At 70.2% G+C, this 20,219-nt stretch carries 18 protein-coding genes; 13 read left to right on the top strand and 5 right to left on the bottom strand.

Annotated elements, in window-relative coordinates; translation table 11 throughout:
• The first annotated feature begins 39 nt into the window (after positions 1-39).
• The 5 genes from ACY0PA_RS24375 to ACY0PA_RS24395 all read left to right on the top strand — a co-directional run bounded on the left by ACY0PA_RS24375 (position 40) and on the right by ACY0PA_RS24395 (position 3,821).
• Positions 40-855: a phosphatase gene (locus ACY0PA_RS24375; RefSeq protein WP_473079812.1), complete on the top strand. Its 816-nt coding sequence runs from the start codon at positions 40-42 to the stop codon at positions 853-855.
• Positions 856-984: 129 nt separating this feature from the next.
• Positions 985-1,197, top strand: a complete 213-nt coding sequence (locus tag ACY0PA_RS24380; protein ID WP_159032723.1) for a helix-turn-helix domain-containing protein — start codon at positions 985-987, stop codon at positions 1,195-1,197.
• Positions 1,198-1,317: 120 nt separating this feature from the next.
• The gene (locus tag ACY0PA_RS24385) at positions 1,318-1,416 is read left to right on the top strand and encodes a 30S ribosomal protein bS22 (RefSeq protein ID WP_003948845.1); all 99 of its coding nucleotides are present in this window, start codon (positions 1,318-1,320) and stop codon (positions 1,414-1,416) included.
• 276 nt (positions 1,417-1,692) lie between these two features.
• On the top strand, positions 1,693-2,754 hold the full coding sequence (locus tag ACY0PA_RS24390) for an NAD-dependent epimerase/dehydratase family protein (RefSeq protein WP_329571480.1): 1,062 nt from the start codon (positions 1,693-1,695) through the stop codon (positions 2,752-2,754).
• Between the two features lie 14 nt (positions 2,755-2,768).
• Complete coding sequence (locus tag ACY0PA_RS24395; RefSeq protein ID WP_473079813.1) at positions 2,769-3,821, top strand: lysophospholipid acyltransferase family protein; 1,053 nt, start codon at positions 2,769-2,771, stop codon at positions 3,819-3,821.
• 226 nt (positions 3,822-4,047) lie between these two features.
• Here the strand turns inward: ACY0PA_RS24395 and ACY0PA_RS24400 are convergent, their stop codons facing one another.
• The 3 genes from ACY0PA_RS24400 to ACY0PA_RS24410 form a co-directional block, all read right to left on the bottom strand.
• The gene (locus ACY0PA_RS24400) at positions 4,048-5,253 is read right to left on the bottom strand and encodes a DUF5667 domain-containing protein (protein WP_473079814.1); all 1,206 of its coding nucleotides are present in this window, start codon (positions 5,251-5,253) and stop codon (positions 4,048-4,050) included.
• A gap of 257 nt (positions 5,254-5,510) precedes the next feature.
• Positions 5,511-6,302, bottom strand: a complete 792-nt coding sequence (locus tag ACY0PA_RS24405) for an ECF subfamily RNA polymerase sigma factor, BldN family (RefSeq protein WP_473079815.1) — start codon at positions 6,300-6,302, stop codon at positions 5,511-5,513.
• Positions 6,303-6,628: 326 nt separating this feature from the next.
• The gene (locus ACY0PA_RS24410; RefSeq protein WP_473079816.1) at positions 6,629-7,573 is read right to left on the bottom strand and encodes an HAD family hydrolase; all 945 of its coding nucleotides are present in this window, start codon (positions 7,571-7,573) and stop codon (positions 6,629-6,631) included.
• A gap of 127 nt (positions 7,574-7,700) precedes the next feature.
• Between ACY0PA_RS24410 and ACY0PA_RS24415 the strand changes: the two genes are divergently transcribed.
• The 6 genes from ACY0PA_RS24415 (at position 7,701) to hemB (ending at position 14,136) form a co-directional block, all read left to right on the top strand.
• Positions 7,701-7,988 (top strand): glutaredoxin family protein, encoded by a 288-nt coding sequence (locus ACY0PA_RS24415; RefSeq protein ID WP_329571475.1) that lies wholly within the window; start codon positions 7,701-7,703, stop codon positions 7,986-7,988.
• A gap of 329 nt (positions 7,989-8,317) precedes the next feature.
• Positions 8,318-9,091 (top strand): redox-sensing transcriptional repressor Rex, encoded by a 774-nt coding sequence (locus tag ACY0PA_RS24420; protein ID WP_473079817.1) that lies wholly within the window; start codon positions 8,318-8,320, stop codon positions 9,089-9,091.
• On the top strand, positions 9,088-10,455 hold the full coding sequence (locus ACY0PA_RS24425) for a glutamyl-tRNA reductase (RefSeq protein ID WP_473079818.1): 1,368 nt from the start codon (positions 9,088-9,090) through the stop codon (positions 10,453-10,455). Before ACY0PA_RS24420 ends, ACY0PA_RS24425 begins: the two co-directional genes overlap by 4 nt.
• Complete coding sequence (hemC, locus tag ACY0PA_RS24430) at positions 10,452-11,411, top strand: hydroxymethylbilane synthase (RefSeq protein WP_473079819.1); 960 nt, start codon at positions 10,452-10,454, stop codon at positions 11,409-11,411. Before ACY0PA_RS24425 ends, hemC begins: the two co-directional genes overlap by 4 nt.
• Positions 11,408-13,093 carry a bifunctional uroporphyrinogen-III C-methyltransferase/uroporphyrinogen-III synthase gene (locus ACY0PA_RS24435; protein WP_326774642.1) on the top strand — a complete coding sequence of 562 codons (1,686 nt, stop codon included), beginning with the start codon at positions 11,408-11,410 and terminating at the stop codon, positions 13,091-13,093. The genes hemC and ACY0PA_RS24435 overlap by 4 nt, the downstream gene beginning before the upstream one ends.
• Before the next feature lie 53 nt (positions 13,094-13,146).
• Entirely contained in the window at positions 13,147-14,136 is a 990-nt protein-coding gene (gene hemB / locus ACY0PA_RS24440; protein WP_473079820.1) for a porphobilinogen synthase, read from the top strand.
• A 90-nt stretch (positions 14,137-14,226) separates the two neighbouring features.
• Here the strand turns inward: hemB and ACY0PA_RS24445 are convergent, their stop codons facing one another.
• Positions 14,227-14,958, bottom strand: coding sequence for a DUF4232 domain-containing protein (locus tag ACY0PA_RS24445; protein ID WP_473079821.1), 732 nt, complete (start codon positions 14,956-14,958; stop codon positions 14,227-14,229).
• Between the two features lie 173 nt (positions 14,959-15,131).
• Here ACY0PA_RS24445 and ACY0PA_RS24450 point away from each other — a divergent pair, with 173 nt between their 5' ends.
• Complete coding sequence (locus ACY0PA_RS24450) at positions 15,132-16,418, top strand: helix-turn-helix domain-containing protein (RefSeq protein ID WP_473079822.1); 1,287 nt, start codon at positions 15,132-15,134, stop codon at positions 16,416-16,418.
• A 106-nt stretch (positions 16,419-16,524) separates the two neighbouring features.
• On the opposite strand, the gene argS is transcribed toward ACY0PA_RS24450, so the two are convergent.
• Positions 16,525-18,291, bottom strand: coding sequence for an arginine--tRNA ligase (gene argS, locus ACY0PA_RS24455; RefSeq protein ID WP_473079823.1), 1,767 nt, complete (start codon positions 18,289-18,291; stop codon positions 16,525-16,527).
• A 158-nt stretch (positions 18,292-18,449) separates the two neighbouring features.
• Here argS and lysS point away from each other — a divergent pair, with 158 nt between their 5' ends.
• On the top strand, positions 18,450-20,198 hold the full coding sequence (gene lysS / locus ACY0PA_RS24460; protein ID WP_473079824.1) for a lysine--tRNA ligase: 1,749 nt from the start codon (positions 18,450-18,452) through the stop codon (positions 20,196-20,198).
• Positions 20,199-20,219 lie beyond the last annotated feature (21 nt).

The raw sequence follows: 20,219 nt of genomic DNA on the forward strand, positions 1-20,219 counted from the left end.
TAGGGGTGGCAGGGACCTCAATGCGCCAGCATCACATGGGTGTTGAGCACCGGAGCGCTGCGTGCGCATCTGCTGGCCGCCCATCTGGCCGGGCCCGTGGCGACCTCCCGTGAGGTGAGTCTGCGCAGCTATCGGCTCTTCGCGGCGAGGGATCCCCGGATACTTCTGGGCCTGGACCCCGAGTGGAGCTGGGGTCAGCGGGATCTGCTCGCCCTGATGGCCGACAAGTGCGGGGTGTCGAGCGATCCGGGGGAGACCTCGGGGTGCGACGTGATCGACCCGGAGCGGACGCTGGCGGCGCTCGACGCGTTCGCGAAGCGGCTCGGTGAGGCTGCGTGGGGTCGCGTCCCGGTGCTTTTCGGGACGGGTCACCCGCATCGACTCCTCGGTTTCTACGCCGCGTTGGCGGACGCCCTGTCGGCGGCGGGATGTCCCGTCCTCACCCCCGCGCAGGGTGAGAGTGTCGACATAACGACCCGGTTCGGTCTACGTACGTACGACCTCGACTACGTCCGTGGGGTCGCGCTGGTGCGGGAACCCGGCGCGCGTGAGCCGGGGAGTGAGACCGGCGCACATACCCACTCACCCCTCCCGGTTCGCACGGCGCTCGAGGCCGCGGCGCAGGCCGGCGGGCTGCTGCCGGAACTGGTCGTGGGTGACCATGGATGGGTCTGCGGTGCAGGTCAGTTGGGGTTCGATGCGATCGGACTCGCGGATACGGATGATCCCGCGTTGTTCGTGGGGGAGGCTGAGGGGCAGGTGTCCGTAGTCGTTCCGCTTGATGACGCTGTGCGGTCTGATTACTACCGACCGCTTACTCGCTATGTACTCAATCGAGCGTGTCTGTCACAGTAGGCGGCCATCCGCTGCTCCTCTTCCCCACTCGCACCACACGCCCCTACTCTGGGGAGTGAGCACGCAACGACGTTGAGTCACCGGAAGGGGAAGCCGGTGGCCGTCGAGTGCGGAAGGTTCAGGTGTGTCATGGCTGCTGGTGAGAGTAGGCCTCTGAACGAGGTGCAGTTCCTGACCGTGGCGGAAGTCGCCTCGGTGATGCGAGTCTCGAAGATGACCGTGTACCGGCTGGTGCACAGTGGTCATCTGCCCGCGATCCGGGTCGGACGGTCTTTCCGAGTCCCGGAACAAGCGGTTCACGAGTACCTCCGCGAGTCCTACGTGGGGGTGGAGACAGCCTGACGGCATCCTCCGGGATCCCTCGATTACAGGCTCAGCGCTGGGCCGGGTAGGCTAGGCCGACGTAGGTCGTGTGGGCCCAGACGCCCCGCACCGAGTGAAGAGAAGTGAGCGAGGGTAGTCGTGGGCTCTGTTATCAAGAAGCGGCGTAAGCGGATGGCCAAGAAGAAGCACCGCAAGCTGCTGAAGCGCACCCGCGTGCAGCGTCGCAACAAGAAGTAAGCGACCGCTGCATCAAGCGCGCTCTGTGGCCCCTCCACCGTCCGGTGGAGGGGCCACAGTCGTTCCACGGCCCTTATGGCGCCGCTTTCGTGGGCTCGTGTGGGAACGTAGGGCCACGTCCCGGCGACCTCGGTCTGTACGTACGTCTGTGGCTGTCGTCACTTCCTGCATCGCGCGGTCATCACAGCGCAACATCGAACCGCTAACGTGGCGGCGAGAGCCGGGCGGTGCGGAACTGGGGCGCGGCAGGGCTGCGACGGAAGGTAGGCGCTGATCTTGGGCAAGGTCGTGCTCGTGACCGGGGTGGCCCGGCAGCTCGGGGGCCGTTTCGTACGACGCATACAGCGTGATCCCGAGGTGGACCGGGTGATCGGCGTGGACGCGGTGGCGCCCGCGCATCATCTGGGGGGTGCCGAGTTCCTCCAGGCGGACATAAGGCAGCCCGCGATCGCCCGGCTGCTCGCGGAGCACTCGGTCGACACGGTCGTCCACCTGGATGTCACGGGTACCCCGCTGGCCAGCGGCGGCCGGGGCTCCGTCAAGGAGACCAACGTCATCGGCACGATGCAGCTGCTCGGCGCCTGCCAGAAGGCGCCGGCGGTCAAGCGGCTCGTGGTGAAGTCCAGTACGAACGTGTACGGGTCCGCGCCGCGCGACCCGGCCGTGTTCACCGAGACGACGCCGCCCAAGTCGCTGCCCAGCGGCGGCTTCGCCAAGGACACCGTGGAGGTCGAGGGGTATGTGCGCGGGTTCGCCCGGCGCCGGCCCGATGTCGCGGTGTGCGTGCTGCGGTTCGCGAACATCCTCGGTCCCGCCGCCGATTCGCCGCTCGCCGAGTACTTTTCGCTGCCGGTCCTGCCGACCGTCCTCGGCTATGACCCGCGGCTGCAGTTCGTGCACGAGGACGATGTCATCGAGGTGCTGCGGATCGCGTCGCACGAGCCGGCGCGGGGGACGCTCAACAGCGGCACGTTCAATGTCGCGGGTGACGGCGTGCTGCTCCTGTCGCAGTGCTCGCGCCGGCTCGGGCGGCCGACGGTGCCGGTGTTCCTGCCGGCCGTGACCTGGGTGGGATCGGCCCTGCGTACGCTGGGCGCGACGGACTTCTCGCCCGAGCAGATCAGGCTGCTCACGCACGGGCGGGTCGTGTCGACGGCCCAGATGCGCGAGACACTGGGCTATCGGCCCGAGTACACGACGGCGGAGACCTTCGCGGAGTTCGTCCGTGGCCGCGGGCCCGGACTCCTGCCGCCGGAGGCCCTCGCGGGGGCCGTCGACCGGCTCGCCTCGCTGCCCTTCCTGGGCGGCGGTCACCCCCCGACGCAGAGCGCCAGCTGAGGAGCGCATCAACGATGGCGGATGCCAAGGTCATTCCGTTCGACGACGACCGCTCGCGCACCGGCGCCGGCAAGGTGGTTCCGCGCCGCCGTGGCGCGAGCGGCCGGCGCAAGGGCGAGCCCGCGGCCGTACGCGGGGTCGCGCCGCTGCCCGAGCAGCAGGACCACGAGCCGACACCGCGCGCCGCCGCGCGGGAGCCGGAGCCGCGGGAGCGGCCGCAGGCCGGCGGTGGCCTGGACCGGCGCATCGCGGGCGGCCTCGCGTTCCTGCGGCGGCGCCTGACGGGCGATTACGACGTCGACGAGTTCGGCTACGACAAGGAACTCACCGACCAGGTCCTGATGTCCCTGGTGCGGCCCCTGTACGAGAAGTACTTCCGGGTCGAGGTCAAGGGCATCGAGAACATCCCGGCGGACGGCGGTGCGCTGATCGTCGCCAATCACTCGGGGACGCTGCCGCTGGACGGCGTGATGATGCAGGTCGCCGTGCACGACAACCATCCGCAGAACCGGCATCTGCGGCTCCTGGCCGCGGACCTGGTGTTCATGCTGCCGGTGGTCAACGAGCTGGCGCGCAAGGCCGGCCACACGCTGGCCTGTGCGGAGGACGCGCAGCGGCTCCTGGAGCAGGGCGAGCTGGTCGGGGTGATGCCGGAGGGGTTCAAGGGCATCGGCAAGCCGTTCAGCGAGCGGTACAAGCTCCAGCGGTTCGGGCGTGGCGGGTTCGTCTCGACGGCGTTGCGCGCCGGGACGCCGATCGTGCCGTGCTCGATCGTCGGGGCGGAGGAGATCTATCCGATGATCGGCAACGCGAAAACGCTGGCGCGGCTCCTTGGCTTCCCGTACTTCCCGATCACGCCGACGTTTCCGTGGCTCGGGCCGTTGGGTGCGGTGCCGCTGCCGACGAAGTGGACGATCCAGTTCGGCGAGCCGATCCCGACGGACGGCTTCCCGCCGGAGGCGGCCGAGGACCCGATGCTGATGTTCAACCTGACGGACCAGGTGCGAGAGCAGATCCAGCACACGCTGTACAAGCTGCTGGTGCAGCGGAGGTCGGTGTTCTTCTGACGTCGGCTGGTGTCCGGGCCGACGGGCGGAGTGCGGCGCAGACCTCCGAAGCCCGCGGAGCGGTGCGAGGGCGGCAGTCGGGAGGGGCCAAGCTGCTGGTGCAGCGGAGGTCGGTGTTCTTCTGACGCCGGCTGATGTCCAGTGAGCGTTCCGCCAAGGACATACGTGAAGGGGGCGGCCACCAGATCCGGTGGCCGCCCCCTTCACGTAACACGTGACGAAGTGGCTAGTTCGCGTCCTCGCTGTCGATTCCCAGGCCGGGCAGCAGGCCTGGGAGGAGGGGCGGGAGCGTGACGTCGGGCTTCGGGGTGGTGTGTTTGCCTTCGGACGGGGTGGGGCTGGTGTCGTCCTCGGGCGGGCCGAGGAGACCGCCGGCGGTGTCGCCGAGGAGGCCGTCGTCGTGGGTGCCGGAGGAGGACGGCCGGGGTTTGCCCGAGCTGTCCTGGTGGGCGCCCGGCGCTCCGCCGGCCGTTGGGGTGGAGCGGTCCTCGCCGGAGGAGCCGGGCGTCCGGTCGTGCACGCCGGGCTGTCCGCCGCTGCGGCCGTCCTGCTCGGGGGCCTGCGGGAGCAGGGACCGCAGCGGGTCGACCTCTTGGTCTATGGCGTCGAAGACCGAGCTGACCTGCGCGCCCACGTCGCCGAGCTGCACAGGCAGGCGGTCGCGCAGCGCGTCCCAGTTCTCACGGTGGGACCGGCTGAACGACGACAGGGCCTGGATGGGGCCGAGCGAGCCGTCCCTGCGGTAGGCCTCGAAGAGCAGGCGGTGGCCCTCGGAGGCGTCGTACTGGACGCCGGAGAGCGTGCGCCTGACTTCGCCGAGGGATTCGTGGTCGAGCTGTCCGCTGCGGCCGCGCTCCATGAGCCGGCGCGCTTCGCTGAGGCGGGTGGAGGCCTGGTCGAGATAGATCCGGCCGCGGTCGGAGTCGCCGTCGGCCATGCCGAGTTTCAGGTCCTCCATCCCGCGTTTCAGTCCGTAGAGATGGTCACCGGGGAGGGCGTCGGAGCTGGCAGCGGCGACACCGCCGAAGGCTCCCGCGGCGACACCGACGGTGAGGCCGCCGGCCGCGATGCCTTTGGACAGGCGTGAGCGGGGTCGCAACTTCCGCAGTGGGCTCGCCCGGTGAGCGCCCTTGCGCGCGCGCTGCTCGGGCACGGAAGGGCCTGGCCCCGCACCCCCCGCAGCCGTGCCCTCGAGCAACATGGCCTCCATGGCGGCCACGAGCTGGGCTCGTTGAACCACCTTGACCTCGGGGTCAAGCTCAGGCTTGGGAAGTTCGTCCAGTCCGGTCACCAGCGCCAACAGCTTGCCCTGCTCGCCTTGTTCGGCGGGGGGCTCTTCCTGCTGTACGGCCGCCGCTTCCCGGTCGGACTGCTCCTCCAGGGCCTGGGCGAAGGCGTTCGCCCGCCGGTGTGCCGATACGTTCGCGATCACTGGCGGCACCTCCTCTCGTCATGACGGTCGACTCCCCAGGGGGTCCTGAGGGTTGCACACCCTGAGTACTTCCACACGATCGAGTGAGTGGAAGTAGTCGGGGAGTGACCACAGGGAGCCTGCATCCCGCATAACGAGCGACGCGGCACTTGGGTTACGGACGGCGGATGATCGGACCGCGATCCCATCTGCCCCTCACAGAAGGTGAGTTGACGGCTACGGAACGACGCGGCGGGTGGGGTGGGCCCCACCGGTCGCTAACGGGCGTCGTCCGGGAGCAGGCGCGCCAGCGTACGTACGGCGCGGTACTGGAGGGTCTTGATCGCGCCCTCGTTCTTGCCCATGACCTTGGCGGTCTCGGCGACCGAGAGGCCCTGCAGGAAGCGCAGGGTCACGCACTCCTGCTGCTGGGGGTTGAGCCGGTGCACCGCGTCGAGCAGGGCCGCGTTCGACAGGGATTCGAGGACGGAGTCCTCTGGGCTGCGCTCGACCTCGTTCGCGTCGAGCATTTCGCCGGTGGTCACTTCGAGGCGGAAACGGCTCGACTTGAAGTGGTCGGCGACCAGGTTCCGCGCGATCGTGACCAGCCAGGCGCCGAAGTCGCGCCCCTGCCAGGTGAAGGTGCCGATGCGGCGCAGGGCCCGCAGGAAGGTCTCGCTGGTGAGATCCTCGGCCGTCGCCTTCCCGCCGACGCGGTAGTAGATGTAGCGGTAGACGGTGTCGCTGTACTGGTCGTAGAGACGGCCGAACGCGTCTGCCTCGCCCGCCTGGGCGCGCTCGACGAGTTCCATCATGCGGGCGCTGTCGCTGTCCGCGGCGGGGCGGCGTGCGGTGGACGTACCGGCGGAACCGGATCGGGCTCGTCTTCCGACCGTGGTGCTCCCGTCAGCCAGGGCATAGCAAGGACCGGTAGGGCCGTTCGCGGCGGGTGCCGCGACGGCGAGGGCGGGGACGGCGTACGCGGTGGGGACGAAGCCGCGCAAGCGGTCGGAGACCGTTGCGCGCAGCGTAGCCAGGCCCGAGGCGTCAACCCCGACGTGTGGGTACACGGGACTCCCAGAGGCAGAGCTTCCATCACGTGCAGTGCGGGACCGTTCACTCGTCGTGTTGACGTGTGGGTACCGGTTTGCGTCTGAGGAGAATAACGCTTCGTGCAGGGAGCGCTACACCCAGTTGCTCAAATCACCGATTACGTCGCTTCCGTAACTGAACGGAGTCGGTTCGAGTGCCGAAGAGTGACCGCTTGTTGATCGGATTAGGTCATGTTCCGTCTGAGCGCGGGGCGTGTTGTGGCCGAGTTGAACCAACGGGACTGGCGGGAGCCGTGCGGGGGTAAGGGGATGCGATTGGCGCTCGCGCCCGGGAGTGCCGCGGGTCAGCGGCGACGGCGGTGCAGGGCCACCGCGGCGGCCGTGCCGCCGGCCAGTGCGCCGACTCCCGCCGCGGCCGGGATGCCGACCTTCGCGGCCTTGCGGCCCGTGCGGTAGTCGCGCAGCCGCCAGTCACGTTCGCGTGCGTGCTTGCGCAGTTTGGTGTCCGGATTGATCGCGTACGGATGTCCTACGAGCGACAGCATCGGGATGTCGTTGTGCGAGTCGCTGTACGCGGCGCAGCGGCCCAGGTCGAGGCCCTCGGCGGCGGCGAGGGCGCGGACGGCCTCGGCCTTCGCGGGGCCGTGCAGGGGTTCGCCGACGAGCTTGCCCGTGTAGACGCCGCCGACGGACTCGGCGACCGTGCCGAGGGCGCCGGTCAGGCCGAGCCGGCGGGCGATGATCGTCGCGGTCTCCACGGGGGCGGCGGTGACGAGCCACACCTTCTGGCCCGCGTCCAGGTGGGCCTGGGCGAGGGCGCGGGTGCCGGGCCAGATGCGCTCGGCCATGTACTCGTCGTAGATCTCCTCGCCGATGGACATCAGCTCGGCGACGCGGTGGCCCTTGACGATGGACAGCGCGCTGTCGCGTGCGTCCTGCATGTGCTCGGGGTCCTCGACCCCGGCGATCCTGAACCAGGCCTGCTGCCAGCCGAACTTGACCAGCTCGCGGCGCTGGAAGAACTTCCGTTTGTAGAGGCCGCGGCCGAAGTGGAAGATCGCGGCGCCCTGCATGACGGTGTTGTCGAGGTCGAAGAAGGCGGCGGCCTTGTCGTCGCCGACGACAGGGAACTCCGTTTCCGGGGTGCCTTCATCGGGCTGTGTCGCCTCGCTGAGCTGTTCCAGCTCCTGCGACGACTTGCGGGCGGCCTCGGCCGAGGCCTCGCCAGCCAATACGCTCCGCGCGGTGGCGGAGCGCCTACGGGGTGTGAGCCATCCGAGAGCGGCCATGTCGTGAGCATAGCCAGTCTGTTCGGTGGTTCCGGAGTCGTGAGGATTCGGCGCTGTGAACTCTCCGCGACCGAGTCGTTAAACAACTGGCGGGAGAGGTGCGCCAGGAGGCGCCGGCGGAGCGAGAATGGCCGGTATGAGCCCCATTTTTCGCCGGAGCGAGAAGAAGATCCCCGAGGAGCGTCTGGTCACCCTGATCGGGAAGCCCGGCTGCCATCTGTGTGACGACGCGCAGGAGGTGATCGAGAAGGTGTGCGGCGAGCTCGGTGCGTCCTGGGAGAAGAAGGACATCAACCAGGACGAGGAGCTGTACCGCTTGTACTGGGAGCAGATCCCCGTGGTGCTCGTGGACGGAGCACAGCATGACTTCTGGAAGGTGAACGAAGATCGACTTCGGCGTGCCCTGACGGGCTGATGTGCCGGTGGCCCGCGCGCGAGTAGCGACCGTCACTGACTGAGCAGTCCAAGTGGTCCGGAAAGTCGCCTAGGATCGGGGGCGGTTTTGGTCTCGGGGGCGCGGATCGTAGAGGAGAGTGTACGGTTTTGCCCCCTTCCTACAGGCAACGAAGCGGCTTGCGCGCCGGTTCCATATGCGCGCGCCAGGGGCGCGTGACCCCGGTCACGTTGCCCGGGCAAATCGGACACTATCTTTGTGCACGCGTTCACAAAGACATAGCCTGCATTCGACGGGGCGGTCCTGGGACGTACGACCGCCCGCAGCCCCGCTCTACCCGCAGGAGCACCGTGGCAACTGGCCGAACTCACCGACCGGCGACCCGCAGCCGAGGAATTCCCGAGGCCACCGTCGCCCGCCTTCCGCTGTACCTCCGGGCCCTCACCGGCCTGTCGGAGCGCTCGGTTCCCACGGTCTCCTCCGAGGAGCTCGCGGCCGCCGCGGGGGTCAATTCCGCGAAGCTGCGCAAGGACTTCTCGTACCTCGGCTCCTACGGCACCCGCGGTGTGGGTTACGACGTCGAGTACCTCGTCTACCAGATCTCCCGCGAGCTCGGCCTCACCCAGGACTGGCCGATCGTGATGGTCGGTATCGGTAACCTCGGCGCCGCTCTGGCCAATTACGGCGGCTTCGCCTCGCGTGGCTTCCGTGTCGCCGCCCTGATCGACGCCGACCCGGCGATGACCGGCAAGTCCGTCGCGGGCATGGCCGTGCAGCACGCCGACGACCTCGAGAAGATCATCGACGACAACGGCGTCTCCATCGGCGTCATCGCGACGCCCGCGGGCGCGGCCCAGCAGGTCTGCGACCGGCTCGTCGCCGCCGGTGTCACCTCGATCCTCAACTTCGCGCCGACCGTCCTGTCCGTGCCGGACGGCGTCGACGTGCGCAAGGTCGACCTCTCCATCGAGCTCCAGATCCTCGCCTTCCACGAGCAGCGCAAGGCCGGCGAGGGCCAGGACGACACGGTGGACGAGGCCGGCACCGAGCCCCCGGCCGCCGCTGCGGCGAAGCCGGCCCGCAAGGGACCCGACGGGGATGTCCCCGCCGTGATGCCGGCATGAGTCTCCTCGTCGTAGGCCTGAGCCACCGCAGTGCTCCCGTGAGCGTCCTCGAGCGCGCCGCGCTCTCCGCGGACGCCCAGGCGAAGCTGCTCCAGGACACGCTCGCCGCGGAGCCCGCCGCCGAGGCCTCGGTGCTCTCGACGTGCAACCGCATCGAGCTGTACGCCGACGTGGACAAGTTCCACGCGGGCGTCGCCGAGCTCTCGACGCTGCTCGCCCGGCACAGCGGCGTCGGTCTCGAGGAGCTCACTCCTTATCTTTATGTGCACTACGAGGACCGGGCCGTTCACCACCTGTTCTCGGTGGCGTGCGGGCTGGACTCGATGGTCGTGGGCGAGGGCCAGATCATCGGCCAGATCAAGGACGGCCTCGCGCGCTCCCAGGAGCTGCACACCGCGGGCCGCCTCCTCAACGACCTGTTCCAGCAGGCCCTGCGGGTCGGCAAGCGGGCCCACTCAGAGACCGGGATCGACCGTGCCGGGCAGTCCCTGGTCACGTTCGGCCTGGAGCAGCTGGCCGCAGGGCGCCCTGTAGATGTATGGGCCAAGGACAAGTGTGCGCTGGTGATCGGCGCGGGCTCGATGTCCTCGCTGGCCGCGGCGACGCTCGCGCGCGCCGGTGTCACCGAGATCGTCGTCGCCAACCGCACGCTGGAGCGCGCCGAGCGGCTCGCACAGATCCTGAGCGAGCCCGGCGGCACCTCAGTGGCCGCGCGCGCGGTTCCCATGGACGCCGTCGGCGACGAACTGACACGTGCCGATGTCGTCGTCTCCTGCACCGGAGCGACCGGACTCGTGCTGAGCGAGGCCGAGATCCTGCGCGCCACCGAGCGACGTACGGGCGGCCTCGCGCTGCTCGATCTCGCGATGCCCCGTGACATCGACGGCGCCGCGCACCGCATCGGCGGCGTGCGCTTCGTCGACATCGAGTCCCTCGCCGAGGCCTCGGCCGACGCGCCCATGGCCGCCGACGTGGACCAGGTGCGGGGCATCGTCTCCGACGAGGTCGCCGCGTTCGGCGCCGCTCAGCGCGCCGCGACCATCACGCCGACCGTCGTCGCCCTGCGCACGATGGCCGCCGACGTGGTCACCGGCGAGATCGCGCGGCTCGACGGGCGCCTGCCGGAGCTCGACGAGAAGCAGCGCGCGGAGATCACCCAGACCGTTCGGCGCGTGGTGGACAAGCTCCTGCACGCGCCGACCGTACGGGTCAAGCAGCTGGCCGCCGAGCCCGGCGGTGCCGGGTACGCGGACGCGCTGCGGACCCTTTTCGACCTCGACCCGGAGGCGGTGGCCGCCGTCTCGCGGGCCGATCTGAACGAGCTGAACGAGCCGGTAGCCAAGAATCGAGGCCGGGCATCATGACGGACAGGGCACTCAGGCTCGGGACCAGGCGCAGCAAGCTCGCCATGGCCCAGTCGGGGCGCGTGGCTGAGGTCGTACGGCAGGTGACGGGACGGCCCGTCGAGCTGGTCGAGATCACCACGTACGGGGACACGTCCCGCGAGCAGCTGGCGCAGATCGGCGGTACCGGCGTGTTCGTCGTGGCGCTGCGCGAGGCGCTGCTGCGCGGCGACGTCGACTTCGCCGTGCACTCCCTCAAGGACCTGCCGACCACGCCTCACCCGGACCTCACGCTGGCGGCCGTGCCGCTGCGCGAGGATCCGCGCGACGTACTCGTCGCCCGCGACGGACTGACCTTCGCGCAGCTACCCGAGGGAGCGCGCATCGGTACCGGTGCGCCGCGCCGCATGTCGCAGCTGAACGCGTACGCGCGCAGCCATGGCATGCACATAGAGACCGTGCCGATCCGCGGGAACATCGACACCCGCGTCGGTTACGTGCACAACGGGGAGCTCGACGCCGTCGTGCTCGCCGCCGCCGGACTGAACCGGATCGGCCGCATCGGGGAAGTCACGGACTTCCTCGCGGTCGACACTGTTCTTCCCGCCCCCGGCCAGGGGGCACTGGCGGTCGAGTGCTCCGCGTCCGACGCGGACCTCGCCGCCATGCTCGGAGAGCTCGACGACTCGTTCACGCGAGTCGCCGTGACCGCCGAGCGATCCCTGCTCGCCGCCCTGGAGGCCGGCTGCAGTGCACCTGTGGGTGCCCTGGCCGACCTGCTGGCCGACGGGCAGATTGCCAACGAAATGCGCCTGCGGGGTGTCGTCGGTACGACCGACGGCTCCGCGCTGGTGCAGCTGTCCACCACCGGTCCCGTGCCCGAGACAGAAGACCAGGCGCTGGCGCTCGGTCGAGAACTCGCTGCCGAGATGCTTGCCAAGGGCGCGGCCGGTCTGATGGGGGAGCGAGCACTTTGAGCCCCACCACCTCTGACCCTTCGGCCACCTGGGCAACCGGGCACGTCACCTTCCTCGGTGCCGGTCCCGGAGATCCAGGACTACTGACGCTGCGCGCCGTGGAGGCGCTCGCCCGAGCGGATGTGCTGATCGCCGAGCCCGAAGTGCTCGATGTCGTCCGCACACACGCGAAGGCGGGCGTGACCGTCCTCGGCGCGGAGATCCCGGGCGCACCGGGGCAGGCGGCTGCTGACGATGCGTCAACTGCCGCCGTGGTCCCCGCGTTGAGGGACTGCGCCAATCTTGTCATGGAGGCCGCGCGGGGCGGCAAGCGGGTCGTACGTGCCGTCAGCGGCGACCCCGGACTCGACACCTACGCGGCCGGGGAGATGCTGGCCTGCGCGGCCGACGGGGTCTCCTTCGAGGTCGTGCCCGGCATCGCGGCGGCTGTCGGTGTGCCCGCGTACGCCGGTGTTCCGCTGCGGGACGCGCAGGGCGCGGACGTGCGGTTCGTCGACGCCCGCACCGCCTCCGAGCGCTGCTGGACCGAGGTCGGCGCGTCCGACGGCACGGTCGTCGTCTCGACGACGCTCGACGCGGTGGCCGCGGCCGCCGGCGAGCTGGTCGCGGCGGGCCGCAAGCCGGACACCCCGCTGACCGTCACGGTCGCCGGTACGACGACGCGCCAGCGGACCTGGTCCGCGACGCTCGGCACGATCGCCCAGACCTTCAAGCAGGCGAAGGTGCTGCCCTCCCCGGAGGGCGGTCGCCCCGTCATAGCCGTGGTCGGGGAGCGCTCCGCGGCCGCACAGCGCGACCAGCTCTCGTGGTTCGAGTCCAAGCCGCTGTTCGGCTGGAAGGTGCTCGTACCGCGGACCAAGGAGCAGGCGGCGTCGCTCTCCGACCAGCTCAGCTCGTACGGCGCCGTGCCGCACGAGGTGCCGACGATCGCGGTCGAACCGCCGCGCACGCCCCAGCAGATGGAGCGCGCGGTCAAGGGCCTCGTCACCGGACGCTACGAGTGGATCGCCTTCACCTCGGTGAACGCGGTCAAGGCCGTGCGCGAGAAGTTCGAGGAGTACGGGCTCGACGCCCGTGCCTTCGCCGGGATCAAGGTCGCCGCGGTGGGCGAGCAGACCGCCGCCGCGCTCGTCGCGTTCGGTGTGAAGCCCGACCTCGTGCCGAGCGGTGAGCAGTCCGCCGCCGGTCTCCTCGAGGACTGGCCGCCGTACGACCCGGTCTTCGACCCGATCGACCGTGTCTTCCTGCCGCGCGCCGACATCGCCACCGAGACGCTCGTCGCCGGGCTCATCGAACTCGGGTGGGAGGTCGACGACGTGACCGCCTACCGGACGGTACGGGCGTCGCCGCCGCCGGCGGAGACGCGCGAGGCGATCAAGGGCGGCGGGTTCGACGCCGTGCTGTTCACGTCGTCGTCGACTGTGCGGAACCTGGTGGGTATCGCCGGGAAGCCGCACAACGTGACCGTGATCGCGTGCATCGGCCCCGCGACGGCCAAGACCGCGGAGGAGCACGGGCTGCGAGTGGACGTCATGTCCCCGGAGCCGTCGGTGCACCGGCTGGCGCAGGCGCTGGCCGACTTCGGTGCGCGGCGGCGTGCCGCCGCGCTCGAGGCGGGCGATCCTGTGTCCCGGCCGAGCGAGCGGCGGCCCGGGGCCCGGAGGCGTCGGGCGGCGCCGTAAGGTCGAGCGGTCGTGGGCACAGCCCGGCGTACAGATCGACGTGGAGTGTTGGTGTGACTGAGTACGGATCCTTCCCGGGTGCGCGGCCGCGGCGGCTGCGCACCACCCCCGCCATGCGGCGCATGGTCGCGGAGACGCGGCTGCACCCGGCCGACCTGATCCTTCCCGCGTTCGTGCGGGAGGGCATCAGTGAGCCGGTCGCGATCGGGTCCATGCCCGGTGTCGTGCAGCACAGCAGGGACACCTTGAAGAAGGCGGCGGTCGAGGCGCTGGAGGCCGGGGTCTCCGGGATCATGCTCTTCGGTGTGCCGGACGACGCGAAGAAGGACGCCCTCGGGACGGCCGGTACGGACCCCGACGGCATCCTCCAGGTGGCGCTGCGCGACGTGCGCGCCGAGGTCGGCGACGACCTCATCGTCATGTCCGACCTGTGCCTCGACGAGTTCACGGACCACGGGCACTGCGGTGTCCTGGACGCCGAGGGGCGCGTCGACAACGACGCGACGCTGGAGCGTTACGCGGAGATGGCGCAGGTCCAGGCCGACGCGGGCGCCCATGTCGTGGGCCCCAGCGGCATGATGGACGGGCAGGTCGGGGTCGTCCGCGAGGCGCTCGACACCATCGGCAAGGAGGACGTCTCGATCCTCGCCTACACCGCGAAGTATTCGTCGGCGTTCTACGGGCCGTTCCGCGAGGCCGTCGGTTCGTCGCTGAGCGGCGACCGCAAGACGTACCAGCAGGACCCGGCCAACGTGCGGGAGTCCCTGCGGGAGCTGGCGCTCGACCTCGAGGAGGGCGCCGACATGGTGATGGTCAAGCCGGCCGGACCCTACCTCGACATCCTCGCCAAGGTCGCGGAGTCGGTGGACGTGCCGGTGGCCGCGTACCAGATCAGCGGCGAGTACGCGATGATCGAGGCCGCCGCTCAGCGCGGCTGGATCGAGCGTGACCGGGCCATCCTGGAGACGCTCCTGGGCATCAAGCGGGCCGGCGCGAACATGATCCTCACGTACTGGGCGACGGAGGTCGCGCGCGGCCTGTGACCGCCCCCGACCCTCGAACTTCCGCTGCCCCGCCGGTATGTGACCGGCGGGGCAGCTTTTTGCGTTCACCGTTTGCCAGGTCAGGGCGTCTTACCAGGTCAGGGCGTCGCTCATCGACTGCTGCCAGTAGGTGACCTTGAGCGAGTCGTCGATGTAGACGCCCTTCGCGGGCAGCGCGGCCTCGGCGCCGGGGCCGCCGTCGTTCGTGTCGCGGCCCTGGAAGAACACCTCAAGTGTGTTCTCCGTGCGCCCGTTGGAACCGCCGCCGTCGTCGCCGCCGGAGAGTGCGACGCCCGCGTAGGCGGACTGGCCCGGCGACAGGGACACCACCGCCTGCGGCTGCGAGTCGTCGATCACCGGCGGGACCGACTGGGCCTCGCCGAAGCGGACGGCCGGGTAGCCGTACAGATCGCAGCGCTTCGAGCCCGTGTTGGTCACCGTCAGGAGCATGTGGTTGACGGGGCGCGTGACGGACTGGGCGGCGACCTTGACCGTGGAGCCGTTGCACGTGACGCGGGCGGTGGAGGCGGTGGGGTTGTTCTTGCCGGTGGAGGCGGGCCGGGGCTTCGGCTTGGCGGTGGCGGCGCTGCCGGTGCCGGAGCTCGTGCCGGTGCCTGTGCTGGAGCCTGTCGTCGATCCGGCGTTCGCGTTCTTGCCGTTGTCGCCGTCGGCCGGCGCCGAGTTCGAGGGGTGCTGCGACGCGCCCTCGTCGCGGACCCCGTCCCCGTTGTCGCAGGCGGTCAGGGAGAGTGCGGCCAGGGCGACCGTGGCGGCGGCCGTGAGGAGGCGGACACGGGAGCGGGTGGGTGCGGCGATGGACACGGATGATCCCCTTCGGAAGCGGCGTGCTTGGATGACCAGAGCTTGTGCGGTGATCCGTCCCCATCGCCAGCACCGCAGGACCACTTGGGACGCTGGAACGTTCGTACCGGCTCTGACCTGGGGAAACGACCGTGCCCTGGAACGCCGGACTGGGATGAGGGGGGTGGGGAACGGTGGCTGAAGCTGACGGGGCGGCCGAGTTCGCGGCGTGCTTGCGAGGGCTGAAGGAGCGCTCGGGGCTGAGTTACGGCGTACTCGCGAAGCGGCTGCACATGAGTACGTCGACGCTGCACCGGTACTGCAACGGGGACGCGGTGCCGGTCGACTACGCGCCGGTCGAGCGGCTGGCCCGGCTGTGCATGGCCGGTCCCGAGGAGCTCGTCGAGCTGCACCGGCTGTGGGTCCTCGCGGACGCGGCGCGCAGGACGAAGCCGGCGGCGGCATCGGAGGAGCCGGCAGCCCTAGCGGTGGAACCAGCAGCCGTAGCGGTGGAACCAGTGGCCGTAGCGGTGGAACCAGTGGCGCCTGTGCCCGATGCGGAGCCCGTACCCGCTCCCGGGAAGCGCCGCTCGCGGCGCGCGGTCGTGCTCGCCGCTGCCCTCGCCGTCGTCGTGGCCGGGGGAGCCGGCGCGTTCGCCGTGCACCTCGCCGGAGACGATGGTGACGGCGGCGGCGACCGGAAGGACCACGCCGGGGTCACGTCGTCCGTCACGCCGGGAGCGCGCTCCGCGGACCCGTCGGGCAAGGCGTCCCCGTCAGCGGGCCACCAGCGCAAGCCTTCCGCGAGCCCGTCCCGCAGTGACAACCCGGCCGGTGACGCGCCGGGCAGCCCGTCCGCCCCGGCGGCAGGTGCTGCCACCGGCACCCCGCTGACCGTCGCCACCACCCCGTACGTCTACGAGAGCCCCTGCAGCCAGCACTTCCTGATCGACCGGCCGCCGGCCCGTGTGCCCCCGCCGCCCCTCGAACAGGACGCCCCGAACTGGGTCGGCGCGATCGGCGCAGTCGCGTCGGGGGAGCAGCTGATCAAGCTCACCGTTCAGGGGACGGGCAGCGACACCGTGGTCCTGGAGGACATGGACGTCCGTGTCATGAAGTCCGGTGCGCCGCTCGCGTGGAACGACTACTCGATGGGCGTGGGCTGCGGGGGCAACGTGGAAACGAAGTCGTTCGGCGTGGATCTCGACGCGCCCCGCCCGGTCTCCGCGCCGAAGAACGGGCAGCGCGACTTCCCGTACAAGGTCAGCGAGAGCGACCCCGAGGTCTTCTACATCAAGGCGAACACCAAGGCCCACGACGTCAGTTGGGTCCTGGAGCTGAAGTGGTCGAGCGGCAGTCGCCACGGTGTCCTGAAGGTCGACGACCAGGGGCGGGCGTTTCGCACCAGCGCGGATGTCGGCCGTCCGGGCTACGACTACCCGATCGGGTCGGGCAGCTGGGGCGAGCGCGGCGGCGCCTAGCGGCCGGCCCGAACGGCCGTGCCTGAACGACTGTGCCCCGCCGGGGACTTCCGGCGGGGCACAGTCGGCGTATCGGGCTACCGAGTGTCGGAAGGCCGAGGCCGGGTCAGAGGCGCTCGGGCGTCCTGATGCCCAGGAGCGCCATGCCCTGGTGCAGCGTGCGGGCCGTCAGGTCGCACAGGAACAGCCGGTTCTCGGCGACCTCCGGCGCGGGCGCGGGCTTCACGACCGGGCACTGGTCGTAGAACGTCGTGTACAGGGACGCCAGCTGGTACAGGTACGCGGCCAGCTTGTGCGGCTCGTACGACGACGCGACCTCGGCCAGCGTCTCGCCGAACTGGTCCAGGTGCAGACCGAGCGCCCGCTCCGCCGGGGCCAGCTCGAGCTCCGGGTGCGCGAGAGGCCTGCGGTCGCCCGCCTTGCCGAAGATCGAGCGGATCCGGGCGTACGCGTACTGGAGGTACACGCTCGTGTCGCCGTTCAGCGACACCATCTGGTCCAGGTCGAACTTGTAGTCGCGCACGGCGGAGGTCGACAGGTCGGCGTACTTCACCGCGCCGATGCCGACGTACATGCCGTTCTCGACGATCTCCTCCTCGGTCAGGCCCACCTTCTCGGCCTTCTCGCGCACGACGGACGTGGCGCGGTCGATCGCCTCGTCGAGGAGGTCCACCAGGCGTACCGTCTCGCCCTCACGGGTCTTGAACGGCTTGCCGTCCTTGCCGAGGACCGTGCCGAAGGCCAGCTGGTGCGCCTTCACGTCCTCGTTCAGCCAGCCGGCGCGGCGGGCCGTCTCGAAGACCATCTTGAAGTGCAGCGACTGCCGGGCGTCCACGACGTACAGGAGCGTCGACGCCTTGAGGTTCTGGACGCGGTCCCGGATCGCGGAGAGGTCGGTGGCGGCGTAGCCGTAGCCGCCGTTCGACTTCTTGACGATCAGGGGGACCTTATTGCCGTCGGGGCCCAGGACGTCGTCGAAGAAGACGCACAGCGCACCCTCGGAGCGGACCGCGACGCCCGACTCCTCCAGGATCCGGCAGGTCTCCTCGAGCATGGCGTTGTAGCCGGACTCGCCGACCACGTCCGGGTCGTCGATCTGCATGTCGAGCTTGTTGAAGACCGAGTAGAAGTAGATCTTCGACTCGTCGACGAACCGCTGCCACAGGGCGAGGGTCTGAGCGTCCCCGGCCTGGAGGGCCACGACGCGGTCCCGCGAGCGGGCCTTGAACTCCTCGTCGGAGTCGAAGAGCGCGCGCGAGGCCTTGTAGAGCCGGTTCAGCGACGACATGGCCGCCTCGCCGTCCTCCTTGCCGCCCTCGTGGTCCAGCTCGTGCGGGTGCTCCAGGAGGTACTGGATGAGCATGCCGAACTGGGTGCCCCAGTCGCCGATGTGGTGGCGCCGGACGACCTTCTCGCCGGTGAACTCCAGGATCTCGACCATCGCGGCGCCGATCACGGCGGAGCGCAGGTGGCCGACGTGCATCTCCTTCGCCACGTTCGGCTGGGCGTAGTCGATGACCGTCGTGCCCGCGTCCTGCCGAAACGGCACGCCGAGGCGGTCGTCGGCGGCGCGGGCGGCGAGGGTCTCGATGATGGCCCTGTCGGCGATCGTGATGTTCAGGAAGCCGGGGCCCGAGACCTCGATGTCCTTGATCACGTCGCCTGCCGGGAGCGCGTCCAGGACGGTCGCGGCGAGCTCGCGCGGGTTCGCCTTCGCCTTCTTCGCGAGGGCCAGGATCCCGTTGGCCTGGAAGTCGGCCCGGTCACTTCGTCGCAGCAGCGGGTCGGCGGCGCCGGCCTCCGGCAGGGCGGCCGAGAGGGCGTTCGCGAGACGCTGGTGGACGGAAGCGGTGAGGGACGTGACCGAGGCCATGGGTGAGGTGCCGTTCTGCTCGGGTGCCTGGGTTTCTCCATATACAGAGAAGCTCAGTATCCCACGCGGTGAAAAGCGGTTTTCGCGGATGGGGGCGCAGCTGGGAGAATGGAACGGTCAGGCGTCCCTGACGCACACCACGTATGAGGAAGAAGGACGTGCCGATCGTGGCTCAGAGCACAGAGACCACCGACTGGGTCTCCCGTTACGCGGACGAGGTCATTGCCGAGTCGGAGCGTCGTGCCCCGGGCAAACCGGTCGTCGTCGCGTCCGGACTCTCCCCGTCCGGCCCCATCCACCTGGGGAACCTGCGCGAGGTCATGACCCCGCACCTGGTCGCCGACGAGGTCCGCCGCCGCGGGTACGAGGTCCGGCACCTGATCTCCTGGGACGACTTCGACCGGTACCGCAAGGTCCCGGCCGGTGTCCCCGGCGTCGACGAGTCCTGGGCCGATCACATCGGCAAGCCGCTCACGTCGGTCCCGGCGCCCGCCGGGTCGGCGTTCCCGAACTGGGCGGAGCACTTCAAGGCCGCGATGACCGGGGCGCTCGGCGACCTGGGCGTCGAGTTCGACGGCATCAGCCAGACCGAGCAGTACACGTCGGGTGTCTACCGCGAGCAGATCCTGCACGCGATGAAGCACCGCGGCGACATCGACGCGATCCTCGACCAGTACCGGACCAAGAAGGCCCCGCCGAAGCAGCAGCAGAAGCAGCAGAAGCCGGTCGACGAGGCCGAGCTGGAGGCCGCCGAGGGCTCCGGCGCGGCGAACGAGGACGACGGCAGCGGCGGCGCGGGCGGCTACTACCCGTACAAGCCGTTCTGCGGCGAGTGCGGCAAGGACCTCACCACCGTCACGTCGTACGACGACGAGACGACGGAGCTGTCCTACACCTGCACGCTCGACGGCCACAGCGAGACGGTCCGGCTGAGCGAGTTCAACCGCGGCAAGCTGGTCTGGAAGGTCGACTGGCCGATGCGCTGGGCGTTCGAGGGCGTGATCTTCGAGCCGTCCGGTGTCGACCACTCGTCCCCGGGCTCGTCGTTCCAGGTCGGCGGGCAGATCGTCGGGATCTTCGGCGGCAAGCAGCCGATCGGCCCGATGTACGCGTTCGTCGGCATCAGCGGCATGGCGAAGATGTCGTCCAGCAAGGGCGGGGTCCCGACCCCGGCCGACGCGCTCCAGATCATGGAGCCGCAGCTCCTGCGCTGGCTGTATGCGCGCCGCCGGCCCAACCAGTCCTTCAAGATCGCCTTCGACCAGGAGATCCAGCGGCTCTACGACGAGTGGGACAAGCTCGCCTCCAAGGTCGCCGACGGCTCCGTCCTGCCGGCGGACGCCGCCGCGTACACGCGCGCCGTGGGCACCGCGGCCGGTGAACTGCCGTGCACCCCGCGGCCGTTGCCGTACCGCACCCTGGCCTCCGTCGCCGACATCACCGCCGGCCACGAGGACCAGGCCCTGCGCATCCTCAGCGAGCTCGACCCTCAGAACCCGGTCACCACGCTCGACGAGGTACGGCCGAGGCTGGACCGGGCCGAGGCATGGATCAGCAAGTACGTGCCCGCCGAGTCGCGCACCGTGGTGCGCGAAGAGCCGGACACACAGGCGCTGGCCGCGCTCGACGACGAGGCCCGCGAGTCGCTGCGGCTCCTCCTCGACGGCCTGGACTCGCACTGGTCCCTCGACGGCCTGACGCACCTCGTCTACGGCGTGCCGAAGGTCCGGGCGGGCTTCTCGCCGGACGCGACGCCGAAGGAGCTGCCGCCGGAGATCAAGTCGGCCCAGCGCTCGTTCTTCGCGCTCCTGTACGACCTGCTCGTCGGCCGTGACACCGGGCCGCGGCTGCCCACGCTGCTGCTCGCCGTGGGCGCGGACCGGGTGCGCAAGCTGCTCGGCGCGTAAGCGGGGAAAGGGCCGCACCGG

Source organism: Streptomyces sp. DS1-CR2, from assembly GCF_055760475.1.